The organism is Stenotrophomonas sp. 8(2023) (assembly GCF_030345295.1).
Lineage (GTDB): Bacteria > Pseudomonadota > Gammaproteobacteria > Xanthomonadales > Xanthomonadaceae > Stenotrophomonas > Stenotrophomonas muris.
This window is the reverse complement of sequence record NZ_CP128404.1, coordinates 3,934,908-3,948,438: the sequence shown is the minus strand read 5'-3', so window position 1 is coordinate 3,948,438 and position 13,531 is coordinate 3,934,908. Positions and strand designations below refer to the sequence as shown.

Genomic DNA, 13,531 nt, shown 5'->3' with positions numbered 1-13,531 from the left:
ATGTCCCCGGCCAGCCCATCGCCGTGGATGCCGGAACTGTGCCGCCTGCCGCGGCTGGCGGCGATGCTGGGCCTGGCCGAGCTGGTGGTGGTGGTGCTGGCGCTTGCGCCGGATGGCAGCCGCCACTGGACCGTTGGCGAGCTGCTGTCGGCCAGCGGCTTCGCGCTGTGGCTGGCGCTGGCCGTGACCGCCAGCCTGTGCCTGCTGCGGCAGGCGCTGTCCAGGCTGCCGCAGGTGATGGGGGCGGTCGCTGCCATCGCACTGGCGGCCCTGATCGCGGTGGTCTGCGCCGGCATCGTGCACGCGCTGTACGCGGTGCTGGGTGACAGTTTCGCCAACGGCATCAGCTTCTGGCGCTTCACCCTCGGCAGCGCCGCCACCACCGCGCTGATCACCGCGCTGGCGCTGCGCTACTTCTATGTCAGCGACCGCTGGGCCGCGCAGGTGCTGGCCAATGCACGCGCCCAGGCCGATGCGCTGCAGGCGCGCATCCGCCCGCATTTCCTGTTCAACAGCATGAACCTCATCGCCAGCCTGCTGCATCGGGACCCGGCGGTGGCCGAGCGTGCCGTGCTCGACCTGTCCGATCTGTTCCGTGCTGCGCTCGGTGCAGGCGAGGGCGATTCCACCCTGCGCGACGAATGCGAACTGGCCGAGCGCTACCTGTCGATCGAATCGCTGCGCCTGGGCGAACGCCTGCAGGTGCGCTGGCAGCGTGACGAGCCGCTGCCGTGGGACCTGCCATTGCCAAGGCTGGTACTGCAGCCGCTGGTGGAAAACGCCGTGCTGCATGGCATTTCACGCCTGCCCGAGGGCGGCACCATCGAGCTGCAGCTGCTGCGCGAGGGCAACGATCTGCAGATCCGCGTGCGCAATCCCGCGCCTGATCCGCAGGCGCCCGGGCTGGCCCTGGCGCGGGGGGCTGGCCATGCCCAGCACAGCATCGGCCATCGGCTGGCCTGGCGCTTTGGCAGTGCCGCGCGGATGACGGCTGGCTGGAGCGAGGGCTACTATGCCTGCCAGGTGACAGTGCCGATCCAGTGAGGGGACGATCGTGAGGGTAGTCATCGCCGATGACGAACCACTGGCGCGTGAGCGCCTGCGCAGCCTGTTGGCCGCACAGGACGGCGTGGACGTGGTGGCCGAGGCCGGCAACGGCGAGCAGGCCCTGCACGCGTGCGCGGAGCTGCAGCCGGACCTGGTCCTGCTGGACATCGCAATGCCTGGGCTGGACGGCCTGGAAGCAGCCCGCCACCTGGCCAGCTTCGAACCGCGGCCGGCGGTGGTGTTCTGCACTGCCTACGATGCGCATGCGCTGTCGGCCTTCGAAGCGGCAGCCATCGATTACCTGATGAAGCCGGTGCGCGCCGAACGCCTGGCAGCGGCGATTGCACGGGCACGCACGTTCCTGGCCGGTCGCGATGGCCAGCCGCAGGCGCACAGCGGGCAGCAGGCACGCAGCGTACTGTGCGCACGCCTGCGCGGCAGCCTGCGGCTGATTCCGCTGGACGACATCCACTACCTGCAGGCCGAAGAGAAGTACGTGGTGGTGCACCACGCGCGCGGCGAGGACCTGATCGAGGAATCGCTGAAGTCGCTGGAGGAAGAGTTCGCCAGCCGTTTCATCCGTATCCATCGCAACTGCCTGGTGGCGCGGCACGAGCTGGTGGAGCTGCGCCGCGGCTCCGGCGGGCAGGTGCAGGCGGTGCTGCGGCATGGCAGGCAGCCGCTGGAAGTCAGCCGCCGCTGTGTGGCGACGCTGAAGCAGGAACTGCGGCATCTGTGAGTGGTCCCGCGCGGCCTGCGGCCGCGACTGCTTACAGATCAACATCAACATCAAGATCAACAGCAGGTTGGCCGGCTCGTTGTTCTTACGTGCTGGGTCGGGCCGGGGTGGGGTGGCGGGACACGCCGTAGACCCATCCCTGGGGGCTCGATGGCGCCATCCATGGCGCCAACGGTCCCGCCACCCCACCCCGGCCCAACCCTCTCGTTTTTCCCGCGTCGGACGGCAAAGGCATTGTTGTTATCGGGTGGGGGAAGAGGGGTCAGATCCCTTTTCCTGCGGAAAAGGGATCTGACCCCGGAAGCCTTCGGCAGTTGCTTTTGCTTCTGCTCTTTTTTCTTTTCTTTTGATCTTCCGTGGCTGACGCACACGGAAACTGTCAGAGGCCGGGCGGGGTGGGTTCGCGGGGGTGTCCGCGGCATGGATGCCGCGGCCAAGCCTCCACGGACGGATTCACGGCGTCCCCCGCGAACCCACCCCGCCCGGCCAAGCGCGATAGATCCAGCCGATGCACCAGCCACGAGGGGCTCCGCCGTTGGCCGTATCCGCGCCGAAGGCGCGATAATGACCGGATGGAAACCGTCCGCATCGCCACCCGCAAGAGCCCGCTCGCCCTCTGGCAAAGCGAACACGTCGCCAACCGCCTGCGCCAGGCCCATCCCGGGCTGCATGTGGAACTGGTGCCGATGAGCACCCGCGGTGACGAGGTGCTCGACCGCTCGCTGGCCGCCATCGGTGGCAAGGGCCTGTTCCTGAAGGAGCTGGAGCTGGCCATGCTGCGCGGTGAGGCCGACTGCGCCGTGCACTCGCTGAAGGATGTGCCGATGGAACTGGACGAACCCTTCGCGCTGCCGGCGATGCTGACCCGCCACGATCCAGCCGATGGTTTCGTCTCCAACCTGTACGCCTCGCTGGACGCGCTGCCGATCGGTGCGCGGGTCGGCACCTCATCGCTGCGCCGCCAGGCCCAGCTGCGCGCGCTGCGCCCGGATCTGGAATTGCTGGACCTGCGCGGCAACGTCAACACCCGCCTGGCCAAGCTCGACAATGGTGGCTACGACGCCATCGTGCTGGCCGTGGCCGGCCTGGAGCGCCTGGGCCTGGGCGGGCGCATCGTCGCGCGCCTGCAGCCGCCGCAGTGGCTGCCGGCACCGGCGCAGGGCGCGGTGGCGGTGGAGTGCGACGGTGGCAATACGCGCCTGATGGCGCTGTTCGCCACGCTTGATGACGCCGCTACGCGCGCCTGCGTGGAAGCCGAGCGGGCGATGAACCGCGCGCTGCATGGCAGCTGCCACGTGCCGGTGGCGGCCATCGCGCAGTGGCAGGGTGGCGACCTGCACCTGCAGGGCCTGGTCGGCAGTGCCAGCGATGGTCGTGCGGTGCGCGCCGAGGCGGTGGGCCCGGCTCGGGATCCGGAGGCGCTGGGCCAGCGCGTGGCGAAGATGCTGCTGGAAGCCGGTGCCGGCGAACTGCTGAACGTCTGAGCTACCGCCGGTAGTGCCGGCCGCTGGCCGGCAACCGCGTGCCCCAGTTGAATGCAGTTGCCGGCCAGCGGCCGGCACTACCGGAAGAAGAACGGGCGCCCTGGGCGCCCGTTCTGCTTACTTGAACTTGTAGACCACGTTCATCGTGGTCAGCGTATCGGTCTTGCGCTTGTCCTCGGCCACGTCACTGTTGTAGCGCGCCTGCCAGCCGGCCTTCAGTGCCAGGTGCTCGTTCATGCTCACCGAGACACCGAAGTCGTTCTGGCCGAAGGTGTTGTACGAACCGGATTCGACCAGCAGCGTGTTGACCAGGTCGGTGTTGTCAGTCAGCGAATACTTCATGTCGAACAGGCCACGGCCGATCAGGCCGGTGCGGGTGCGGTCGTCCTCGGTGCTGTGGGTGCGGCGCACACCGGGGCCGATCTGCGCGTCGAACGAGAAGCGCTCGGTGTTCCACAGGCGGGTGCCGTAACCCAGACCGAACGAGCTCTGGCGGTCGTAGGTGGCGAAGTCGTCGCGTTCCGTACGCACCGTCGCGGTCAGCTGGCGGTGTTCGCCCAGCTGCAGCGCGCTGCCGGCACTGCCGGTGTAGCGGTTGGCGGTGGTGTTGTTGCGGCGGGTGGTGGTGCCGTCGTCGTTGGTTTCGGTCACCTTGGAGCTGGAGCGCAGGCCGAACAGGTCCATGCTGTGCACCCAGTCACCGTCGGTGTAGCGCAGGCGCAGACGGCCGTTGAAGCTCTCGGTGCTGCTGTTGCCGCGTGCCGAGGCAAACCCGAGCTCGCCGCCGCTGCCGCTCCACGGCGAGGACATCGCCGCCAGCTCGGAGGCATCCTGCGCGTATGCGAGTGGCGCACACAGCAGCAGGGGGATCAGCAGGGACACGCGCAGGGACATCGAGGCTTCTCCGGAACGGTTGACAGCCGGTGATGATACTGGAAGCGTGATGGCGGTCCGAATCGATCCAATGCGCGCTTCAGCGAACGTTGGCGCGGTCGCCTATTCAGGGCAGATCGACGCGCACCTCAGGGTCGTTGAAGCGCGAATAGCGCAGGCGCAGCTGGAAGCTGCGGCCATTGCTGCTGCCGCTGCGTACGATCTGGCGTGGCAGGCCCTGGGCATCCACCCAGTACTCCAGGCGTTCCCCGGGCTGGGTGCCGCGCAGCCGGTAGTGCCGGGTCTGCACCCCGTCCAGCGACTGGCTGCCGAGATCTCCGGCCTTCAGTTCGGCGGGCAGGCCATCGGCGGGCAGCGGGTTGCGCCATTGCTCGAGCAGGCCGGGCGGGGTCGGCACCTGGCGGATCGCGCCGTCGGCCTGCAGGAACATGGTGTCGCCGATGATGGTCTGCGGCCCCGCCGGCGTCTCCACCCGGAAACGATCGGGCGCGACGAAGTCCATGGCGCTGCGCACCGGCTGTGGTGCGCCCAGCACCTCCAGTTCGGCGTGGAAGCTGCGCAGGGCCGCGAAACGCTGGCTGGCGCCCAGCACCGCCTGCGTCGGATCGGCGACGGGTACCGGGGGCTCGGCGCCGGCCGGCGCCGGCGCGCGATCACAGGCGGCCAGCAGCAGGCAGGCCAGCAGGGACAGGGCAGGCAACCGGCGCATCGGGCATTCCATGGGGGTGGGGGCGACCACGATAGCCCAAACGTCCCACACAAGACCCGCGACTCGGACATAATCGGGGGTATGGACCGATACGAACGCATCACCGCCCTGCATCGTCTGCTCAAGTCCGCGCGCTATCCGGTGACGGTGGCGACCCTGCAGGACAAGCTCGGTTGTTCCCGCGCCACCGTCTACCGCGACCTGGCCTTCCTGCGCGATGCGCTGATGGCACCGATCGAGGGCGACGGCGAGGCGGGCTTCCGCTACCAGGCTGACGAGAGCGACCGTTTCGAGCTGCCCGGCCTGTGGCTCAGCTCGGAGGAGCTGCATGCCCTGCTGGCCTCGCAGCACCTGCTGGCGCGGACCGGCGGTGGTGTGCTGTCGTCGGTGCTGGCACCGCTGCAGCAACGCATCGAGAGCCTGCTGGCGGCCCAGGCCGGCGTGTCCAGCTGGCCGGTCGACCGCGTGCGGGTGATTCCGCACCGTGGCCGCAAGTTTGACGAAGGCAGCTTCCGCAGCGTCGCATCGGCCGTGCTGGAGCGCCGCCAGCTGGCGTTCGAGTACCGTGCCCGTTCCACCGACGAGCCGACCAAGCGCACCGTCTCGCCGCAGCGCCTGACCCACTATCGCGACAACTGGTACCTGGATGCCTGGGACCATGACCGCGACGCCCTGCGCAGTTTCGCGGTCGACCGCATCCACAAGGCGCGGGTGGTCGACAGCACCGCGCGCGACGTCGCCGACAGCGAGCTGGACGAGCAGCTCGGCGCCAGCTACGGCATCTTCTCTGGCGCGCCGAAGGGCTGGGCGACCATCCTGTTCAGCGCCAAGGCCGCGCGCTGGGTGGCCGACGAGCACTGGCATTCCAAGCAGCAGGGCCGCTTCCTGGCCGACGGCCGCTATGAGCTGAAGGTGCCGTACAGCGTCTCGCGCGAGCTGCTGATGGATGTGCTGCATTACGGCTCGGATGCCGAGATCGTCGAGCCCATGATGCTGCGCGAGCAGGCCAAGGCGTTGCTTGAGCTGGCCCTGAGCAACTACGAAAACTCCTGACACTCCCCCGAGAATTCAATCCCCCATGAAAAAGACCCTGTTGCTGCCCCTGCTCGCCGCTGCGCTGGCCCTGACCGCCTGCGGCAAGTCCGGCGAGCCCTCGCAGAAGCTGGTGGTGGCCGCCACGGCCGTGCCGCATGCCGAGATCCTCGAGGTGGTCAAGCCGATCCTCAAGCAGGAAGGCGTGGACCTGGACGTGCGGGTGTTCAATGACTACGTGCAGCCCAACGACCAGCTGGTGCAGAAGCAGGTGGATGCGAACTACTTCCAGACCGAGCCCTACCTGGATGCCTACAACCGCGACCGCAAGACCGACCTGGTGAAGGTGATCGGCGTGCACATCGAGCCGTTCGGTGCGTACTCGCGCAAGGTCAAGTCGCTGGCCGAGCTGCGCGAAGGCGCCGACGTGGTGATCCCGAACGACCCGAGCAACAACAGCCGCGCGCTGATCCTGCTGCACAAGGCCGGCGTGATCGAGCTGAAGGACCCGACCAACGCACTGGCGACCCAGCGCGACATCATCGCCAATCCGAAGAACCTGAAGTTCCGCGAGCTCGACTCGGCGATGCTGCCGCGCGTGCTGGACCAGGTCGACCTGGCCCTGATCAATACCAACTACGCACTGGACGCAGGCCTCAACCCGACCCAGGATGCGCTGGCGATCGAGAGCAAGGACTCGCCGTACGTGAATTTCCTGGTCGCGCGCCCGGACAACAAGGACGACGCCCGCGTGCAGAAGCTGGCCAAGGCCCTGACCAGCCCGCAGGTGAAGGCGTTCATCGAGACCAAGTACAAGGGCGCGGTGCTGCCGGCGTTCTGACGCCATCGCCCATTCGCCTGTAGAGCCGAGCCTATGCTCGGCTCTGCTTTTTGCGGTATCCCGCCAGCGGCAGCCGAGCATGGCTCGGCTCTACAGTGTCACTCCACGTGCCGCAGCAGGGCAGCGCATTGCCGTTTCAATCGACGTGGAAGGCGAGGGTGGCGGCCACCGCCTGCTGCCATCCTGCATACAGTTTCTCGCGCCGGGCCACCTCCATCCGTGGCTCGAAGCGCCGGTCCAGGCCCCATTGCGCGGCGATCTGTTCGCGGCTGTTCCAGAACCCCACTGCCAGGCCGGCCAGGTAGGCCGCACCCAGCGCGGTGGTCTCGGTCAGTCGCGGCCGCAGCAGCGGCACACCGAGAATGTCGGCCTGGAAACCGGCCAGGAAGTCGTTGCCGATCGCACCGCCATCAGCGCGCAGCTCGGTCAGCGCGATACCCGCATCGGACTGCATCGCATCGAGTACATCGCGGGTCTGGTAGGCCATCGCTTCCAGCGCGGCGCGCACGAAGTGCGCCTTGCGGGTGCCACGGGTCAGGCCGAACATCGCACCGCGCACATCACTGCGCCAATAGGGCGCGCCGAGGCCGACGAACGCCGGCACCAGGTAGGCGCCGCCACTGTCGGGCACCTGCGCAGCCAGCGCCTGGCTGTCGCTGGCGCGTTCGATCATGCGTAGTCCATCGCGCAGCCACTGCACCACCGAGCCGGCGATGAAGATCGAACCCTCCAGCGCGTACTCCACGCGCCCGTCCAGGCCCCAGGCAATGGTGGTCAGCAGGCCGTTGCGCGACCGCACCGCCTGCGCGCCGGTGTGCATCAACATGAAGCAACCGGTGCCATAGGTGTTCTTGACCATGCCCGGCTGGAAACAAGCCTGGCCGAACAGCGCCGCCTGCTGGTCACCGGCGATGCCGGCGATGGGGATCGGGTGGTCGAAGAAGAACTGCGGCCGGGTGTGTGCGTACACCGCGCTGGAGTCGCGCACCTGCGGCAGCATCGCGCGCGGAATGTCGAGCAGGGCCAGCAGGTCGTCATCCCAGTCCAGCGTGTGGATGTTGAACAGCAGCGTGCGCGCCGCATTGCTGTAGTCAGTCACATGTGCCTGGCCACCGCTGAGGTTCCACACCAGCCAGCTGTCGATGGTGCCGAACAGCAGCTCACCACGTTCGGCGCGCTGCTGCGCACCATCCACGTGGTCGAGGATCCAGCGCACCTTGGTCGCGGAGAAATAGGCGTCGATCAGCAGCCCGGTCCGCTCGCGGATCAGTGCTTCATGCCCGTCGGACTTCAGCCGCTCGCAGATGGCGTGGCTCTGCCGCGATTGCCAGACGATGGCGTTGTGGATCGGCTGGCCGGTGGCACGGTCCCAGACCACGGTGGTTTCGCGCTGGTTGGTGATGCCCAGCGCGGCGATATGGCGTGGGTCGATCTGCCCGCGGCTGAGCAGTTCGGTCAATGTGGCATAGACGCTGGTAAGGATCTCGCGCGGGTCATGCTCGACCCAGCCGGGGTGCGGGAAGATCTGCGCGAACTCGCGCTGCGCGCTGCCGACGATATCGCCGGCGCGGTCGAACAGGATCGCGCGCGAGCTGGTGGTGCCCTGGTCGATGGCCAGCACGTAGCGGGGCGTCATGCAGCGTCTCCAATGGCGATGGGGAAATCCTAATGCATCGATCGCGTCGCGCGCGGCTGCCCTGGTAGCTGCCAACCTGGGTTGGCATACGTGGCATCACGGGGGGCAGAGCCCTTTCCGTGGAAAAGGGATCCGACCCTCCATCCACGCCTGCAGCCGTGCCACCTGCGCAGCATCCAGCCGCAACCCCAGCTTGCTCCGGCGCCACAGGATATCGTCGGTGTCACACGCCCACTCGCGTTCGCGCAGGAAGTCCACTTCGCGTGCATGCAGGCCACCGCCGAAGTCCTCGCCCAGATCGTGCAGGCCCTGTACACCCTGCAGCAGTTCCGCGCTGCGACTGCCATAGGCCCCGGCCCAGCGTCGCGCGATACCTGCGGGCAACCACGGTGCCAGCGCCAGCAGGCGCGAGCACGCCTGTGCGGCGTCGCCCCAGTCGCTGCCCGGCAGCGGGTCTCCGCGCGCCGTCCAGGCCGGTCCCATCTGTGGCAGGGCAGGGCGCAGCAGGTCCAGTGCCTCCTCGGCCAGCACCCGGTAGGTGGTCAGCTTGCCGCCCAGTACATGCAGCGCCGGTGCCGGGTCCACCTGCACCTGCAGGCGGTAGTCGCGGCTCAGCTGCGCTGCGCGCGGATCCGGGTCGGCCAGCAATGGACGGACACCGGCGAACGCCCAGACCACCTCGTCCGGGGCGATGGGGTCACGCAGGTAGCGATTGGCCGCTTCGCACAGGTAGGTCACCTCGGAAGGCAGCACGCTGCAGCGCGCCGGGTCACCGCGATAGTCGGTATCGGTGGTGCCCACCAGCAGGTGGTCGTGGGCGAAAGGCAGCAGGAACACCACCCGTCCGTCGGGCTGCTGCAGCAGGCAGGCGCTGTCATCGGGCCAGGGCCTGCGCAGCACGATGTGGCTGCCCTGCACCAGGCGCAGCGCAGGGGCGCCGCTGCGCGTCTGCATCCGTTCCAGCAGGCCCCCGGCCCACGGGCCCGCCGCATTGACCACGGCGCGGGCATTCACGGGGTGCCGCTGGCCATCGGCGGATTCCAGAACGGCCCGCCACCGGCCCTGCACGGGGTGCAGGTCGATGCAGCGGCTGCGCACCTGCACCTGTGCGCCCCGCTGCGCGGCATCCAGGGCGTTGAGCAGTACCAGCCGCGCGTCATCGACCTGCGCATCGGCGTAGCTGAAGGCCTGCCGCAGCGCCGGGGAGAGCCACTGGCCGAGCGGATCGTGCTGCAGTTCCAGTGCGCGTGACGCGGGGAAGGCGGGGCTGCGCCGGCCCAGATGGTCGTACAGCCACAGCCCCGCGCGCAGCATCCAGCGCGGGCGCAGGTGCGGTTCCCACGGCAGGACGAAGCGCAGCGGATGGACCAGATGGGGCGCCTGCCGGCGCACCACCTCGCGTTCACCCAGCGCCTTGCGCACCAGCCCGAACTCGCCCTGCTCCAGGTAGCGCAGGCCGCCGTGGATCAGCTTGCTGCTGGCGCTGGAGGTGTGCGCGGCCAGATCATGCTGTTCGCACAGCAGCACGCGCAGGCCGCGACCGCTGGCGTCACGGGCGATGCCGGCGCCATTGATGCCGCCACCGATCACCAGCAGGTCGACGTCGTCCATCGTGTCTCCGCGTCCTGTGTCTGTAGAGCCGAGCCGCGCCACCCTTGACCGTGGGCGCCATTGAACGTAACGCATCGCAATGCGCGCGGAGCCCGCCGCTCGACTCGGGATAGGGGGCTTGGCTCGACTCTACAAAAAAGCAGCCGAGCATGGGCTCGGCTCTACACGCGGAACGCGGGTGACGGAAACGACGACGGGCCCCGAAGGGCCCGTCGCGTTGCATCAGTGAAGCAGGTGCTGCCTGGATCAGAAGCGGGCGCCGATGCCGAAGCCGACGGTCCACGGATCCATCTTGGCTTCGCCGATCTTCTCGCCGCCGACCTTGATGTCCGGGCGGGCGCGCATGTAGCGGGCGTCAGCGCGGGCGAACCAGGTGGAGTTGATGTTCATGTCGACGCCGACGGTGCCGATCACGCCCTTGGCATCCTTGAAGCGGATGTCGGTGTCAGCGCCGTTGCCCAGCTTCTCGTTGCTGAAGCTCGACTGGTAGTAGCCCACGCCCACGAACGGGCGGAACACGTTGTCAGCCTGGCCGAAGTGGTACTGGCCGCTCAGCGCGACCGGCTGCTGCTCGACCGAACCCAGGCGGGCGTTGTTCGGGCCCTTGAACTTGTTGTCGAACTTGTCGGCAGCGCCCCACAGCTCAACGGCCCAGTTGTCGTTGATGTAGTAGCTGAAGCTGACGGTCGGCGCCGGGCCACCGTCGGTCTTCTTCACGCCGGTGATCGGATCGTTCTTCGGCTCCAGCAGCGAGATGCCGCCAACAACGGCAAAATGCTTGCCCGAAGCGGTATCGGTGGTGCTGCTGTCCTGGGCGAAAGCGGCCGGCGCGAAGGCGGCGGAGGTCAGCAGGGCGAGACTCAGGATACGGATGGAGCGCATGGGGGTATCTCCTAATGTTTCTTGTTTTGGGCCCCCGGTTGCGGGGCGAGCACACCGTAGTCGCCCCAACATGAATCGAATCCGACGCACGTTAAAAAATAGTTTTCCTTGTTCAGCGACGGGTGCGGAATGCCTTTATTCGTGGCGTTTTCTGCTCTCGCCGACATTCATGCAGTTGGAGAAGATGTGAGCGCAGCAACGTTGTGCATTGGCCTGCCAGCGCAGGTGAACGTCGATTGCAGGGTGCTGCTGCTGGGCTCGATGCCAGGCGTGGCATCCCTGCAGGAGCAGCGCTACTACGCGCATCCTCGCAACCGCTTCTGGCCGCTGATGGCCGATATCTGCGGTTTCGACGCGGATCTGCCCAATGCGCAACGGCTGCAGGCGTTGAAGGCCGCAGGCATCGGCCTGTGGGATGTGATCGGGCGCTGCGAGCGGCGCGGCAGCCTGGATGCGGACATCGTGCGTGGCACGGAAGTGGCCAATGCACTGCCGGAACTGATCGCCACGTTGCCTGAGCTGACGCTGATCGGCTGCAATGGCGGCGCGTCATTGCAGGCATTCCAGCGCTGGGTGTTGCCGCGGCTGGAGGCCCCGCCGAAGGTGGTCGCGCTGCCGTCGACCAGCCCTGCCAATGCGGCGTGGTCGTTGCCGCGCCTGCGCCAGGCCTGGCAGCCGGTGGCCGACGCGCGGGCGACATGAAGCGGACATCGCCTGGACAATACGCTACCGACTGGTCGCGCACCCGACCCATGGGCAACAGCCTGTCCCGGCTGCGTGCGTACTGAAAACACCTGTAACGGTTGGCGCTGGACCCCGCTGGCCGCACAATAGACGTTTCCCTACACCAGATTGCCGGAGTTATCCCCATGGCCGAAATCAAGGAAGCACTTGTCCCCGATATCGGTGACTACAGCGATATCCCGGTAATCGAGGTGCTTGTCGCCGTCGGCGACACGGTCAAGAAGGACCAGGGCCTGGTGACGCTGGAAAGCGACAAGGCGACCATGGAAGTGCCGTCCTCGGTGGCGGGCGTGGTCAAGGAGCTCAAGGTCAAAGTGGGCGACAGCCTGTCCGAAGGCAAGGTCGTGGCCCTGATCGAAGTGGCCGAAGGCGAAGCCGCCAAGCCGGCCGCTGCCGCACCGGCACCGGCCAAGGCCGCTGCCCCGGCTGCCGCCACCCAGAGCGCGCCGGCCGCAGCTGCGCCGGCCGCTCCGGCTGCCAGCGGTGGTGCGGTTGAAGCCCTGGTGCCGGACATCGGCGACTACGCCGGCATTCCGGTCATCGAAGTGCTGGTCGCCGTGGGCGATACGGTCAAGAAGGACCAGGGCCTGGTCACGCTGGAAAGCGACAAGGCCACCATGGAAGTGCCGTCGTCTGTGCCCGGTGTGGTCAAGGAGATCAAGGTCAAGGTGGGCGACAATCTGTCGCAAGGCGACGTGGTTGCCATCATCGAAGCCGAGGGCGCTGCCGCGCCGGCGCCGACCAAGGCCGCTGCTGCTGCCGCTCCGGCTGCCGCAGAGACCGCCACCAAGGTCGAGCCGGTCGCTGTGCCGGCGCAGCCGGACAAGCTGGCGGCCCGCGAGATCGCCTCGGCCGGTACCCCGTCCAGCCCGCCGGTGCAGTTCAATGCCGATGGCGTGTTGCCGGCCAAGGTGCCGTACGCCACCCCGGCGGTGCGCGTGTTCGCCCGCGAGCTGGGCGTGGACCTGCTGCAGATCAACGGCACCGAGAAGGGTGGCCGCATCACCAAGGGTGACGTACAGAAGTTCGTCAAGGCCGCGCTCAGCGGTGGCGTGCCGGCCGCTGCCGGTGGCGCCGTCGCCGCTGGTGGTGGCCTGAACCTGCTGCCGTGGCCGAAGGTCGACTTCAGCAAGTTCGGCGAGACCGAAGTCCAGCCGCTGTCGCGCATCAAGAAGATCTCCGGTGCGAACCTGGCCCGCAACTGGGCCATGATCCCGCACGTCACCCAGTTCGAGCAGGCCGACATCACCGACCTGGAAGGCCTGCGCGTGGCGTTGAACAAGGAGAACGAGAAGGCCGGCATCAAGCTGACCATGCTCGCCTTCCTGATCAAGGCCAGCGCCGCAGCGCTGAAGAAGTTCCCGGAATTCAACGCCTCGCTCGATGCCAGCGGTGAAAACCTGACCCTGAAGAAGTACTTCCACATCGGTTTCGCCGCCGACACGCCGAACGGCCTGGTCGTGCCGGTCATCCGCGACGTGGACAAGAAGGGTGTGGTGCAGATCGCGCAGGAAACCGGCGAACTGGCCAAGAAGGCACGCGACGGCAAGCTGGGCCCGGCGGACATGAGCGGCGGCTGCTTCTCGATCAGCTCGTTGGGCGGCATCGGCGGCACCGCGTTCACCCCGATCGTCAACGCACCGGAAGTGGCCATCCTCGGCGTCTCCAAGTCGTCCATCCAGCCGGTCTGGAACGGCAAGGAATTCGCACCGAAGCTGATGCTGCCGCTGTCGCTGAGCTACGACCACCGCGTCATCGACGGCGCACTGGCCGCACGCTTCACCACGTACCTGTCGCAGGTACTGGCCGACATGCGCCGCGTGCTGCTGTAAGGCACCGCTTCGCCCCCACCGTGCGGCCGCAGCCCCTGGCGCGGCCGCGTGAACAGATGCAGTGACAGCCCGCCGGCGCC

12 protein-coding genes are annotated in these 13,531 nt (G+C 67.8%); 7 read left to right on the top strand and 5 right to left on the bottom strand.

Annotated features, from left to right (window positions below):
- The 3 genes from QP609_RS18235 to hemC all read left to right on the top strand — a co-directional run bounded on the left by QP609_RS18235 (position 1) and on the right by hemC (position 3,270).
- Positions 1 to 1,044: a sensor histidine kinase gene (locus QP609_RS18235; protein ID WP_197621152.1), complete on the top strand. Its 1,044-nt coding sequence runs from the start codon at positions 1 to 3 to the stop codon at positions 1,042 to 1,044.
- A gap of 10 nt (positions 1,045 to 1,054) precedes the next feature.
- Positions 1,055 to 1,786: a LytTR family DNA-binding domain-containing protein gene (locus tag QP609_RS18230; protein ID WP_014648511.1), complete on the top strand. Its 732-nt coding sequence runs from the start codon at positions 1,055 to 1,057 to the stop codon at positions 1,784 to 1,786.
- Between the two features lie 572 nt (positions 1,787 to 2,358).
- On the top strand, positions 2,359 to 3,270 hold the full coding sequence (gene hemC / locus QP609_RS18225; protein WP_289213823.1) for a hydroxymethylbilane synthase: 912 nt from the start codon (positions 2,359 to 2,361) through the stop codon (positions 3,268 to 3,270).
- 117 nt (positions 3,271 to 3,387) lie between these two features.
- Here the strand turns inward: hemC and QP609_RS18220 are convergent, their stop codons facing one another.
- The gene (locus QP609_RS18220) at positions 3,388 to 4,164 is read right to left on the bottom strand and encodes a DUF481 domain-containing protein (protein ID WP_032961276.1); all 777 of its coding nucleotides are present in this window, start codon (positions 4,162 to 4,164) and stop codon (positions 3,388 to 3,390) included.
- A 106-nt stretch (positions 4,165 to 4,270) separates the two neighbouring features.
- Positions 4,271 to 4,873: a hypothetical protein gene (locus tag QP609_RS18215; RefSeq protein WP_197621298.1), complete on the bottom strand. Its 603-nt coding sequence runs from the start codon at positions 4,871 to 4,873 to the stop codon at positions 4,271 to 4,273.
- Between the two features lie 81 nt (positions 4,874 to 4,954).
- Between QP609_RS18215 and QP609_RS18210 the strand changes: the two genes are divergently transcribed.
- Together QP609_RS18210 and QP609_RS18205 are read left to right on the top strand one after the other, a co-directional pair.
- Positions 4,955 to 5,926, top strand: coding sequence for a YafY family protein (locus tag QP609_RS18210; protein ID WP_014648507.1), 972 nt, complete (start codon positions 4,955 to 4,957; stop codon positions 5,924 to 5,926).
- A gap of 25 nt (positions 5,927 to 5,951) precedes the next feature.
- On the top strand, positions 5,952 to 6,746 hold the full coding sequence (locus QP609_RS18205) for a MetQ/NlpA family ABC transporter substrate-binding protein (RefSeq protein WP_014648506.1): 795 nt from the start codon (positions 5,952 to 5,954) through the stop codon (positions 6,744 to 6,746).
- A 136-nt stretch (positions 6,747 to 6,882) separates the two neighbouring features.
- Here the strand turns inward: QP609_RS18205 and glpK are convergent, their stop codons facing one another.
- From glpK to QP609_RS18190, 3 genes are all read right to left on the bottom strand, one after another.
- A complete protein-coding gene (gene glpK, locus QP609_RS18200) occupies positions 6,883 to 8,382 on the bottom strand; it encodes a glycerol kinase GlpK (RefSeq protein ID WP_169411955.1) in 1,500 nt (499 codons plus the stop codon).
- Positions 8,383 to 8,478: 96 nt separating this feature from the next.
- Positions 8,479 to 9,993: a glycerol-3-phosphate dehydrogenase gene (gene glpD / locus QP609_RS18195; protein WP_197621299.1), complete on the bottom strand. Its 1,515-nt coding sequence runs from the start codon at positions 9,991 to 9,993 to the stop codon at positions 8,479 to 8,481.
- Positions 9,994 to 10,239: 246 nt separating this feature from the next.
- A complete protein-coding gene (locus QP609_RS18190; protein WP_014648503.1) occupies positions 10,240 to 10,875 on the bottom strand; it encodes an OmpW family outer membrane protein in 636 nt (211 codons plus the stop codon).
- 186 nt (positions 10,876 to 11,061) lie between these two features.
- Between QP609_RS18190 and QP609_RS18185 the strand changes: the two genes are divergently transcribed.
- Both QP609_RS18185 and aceF read left to right on the top strand, forming a co-directional pair.
- Entirely contained in the window at positions 11,062 to 11,577 is a 516-nt protein-coding gene (locus tag QP609_RS18185; RefSeq protein ID WP_197621300.1) for a DNA-deoxyinosine glycosylase, read from the top strand.
- A gap of 167 nt (positions 11,578 to 11,744) precedes the next feature.
- Complete coding sequence (gene aceF / locus QP609_RS18180) at positions 11,745 to 13,451, top strand: dihydrolipoyllysine-residue acetyltransferase (protein WP_197621301.1); 1,707 nt, start codon at positions 11,745 to 11,747, stop codon at positions 13,449 to 13,451.
- Positions 13,452 to 13,531 lie beyond the last annotated feature (80 nt).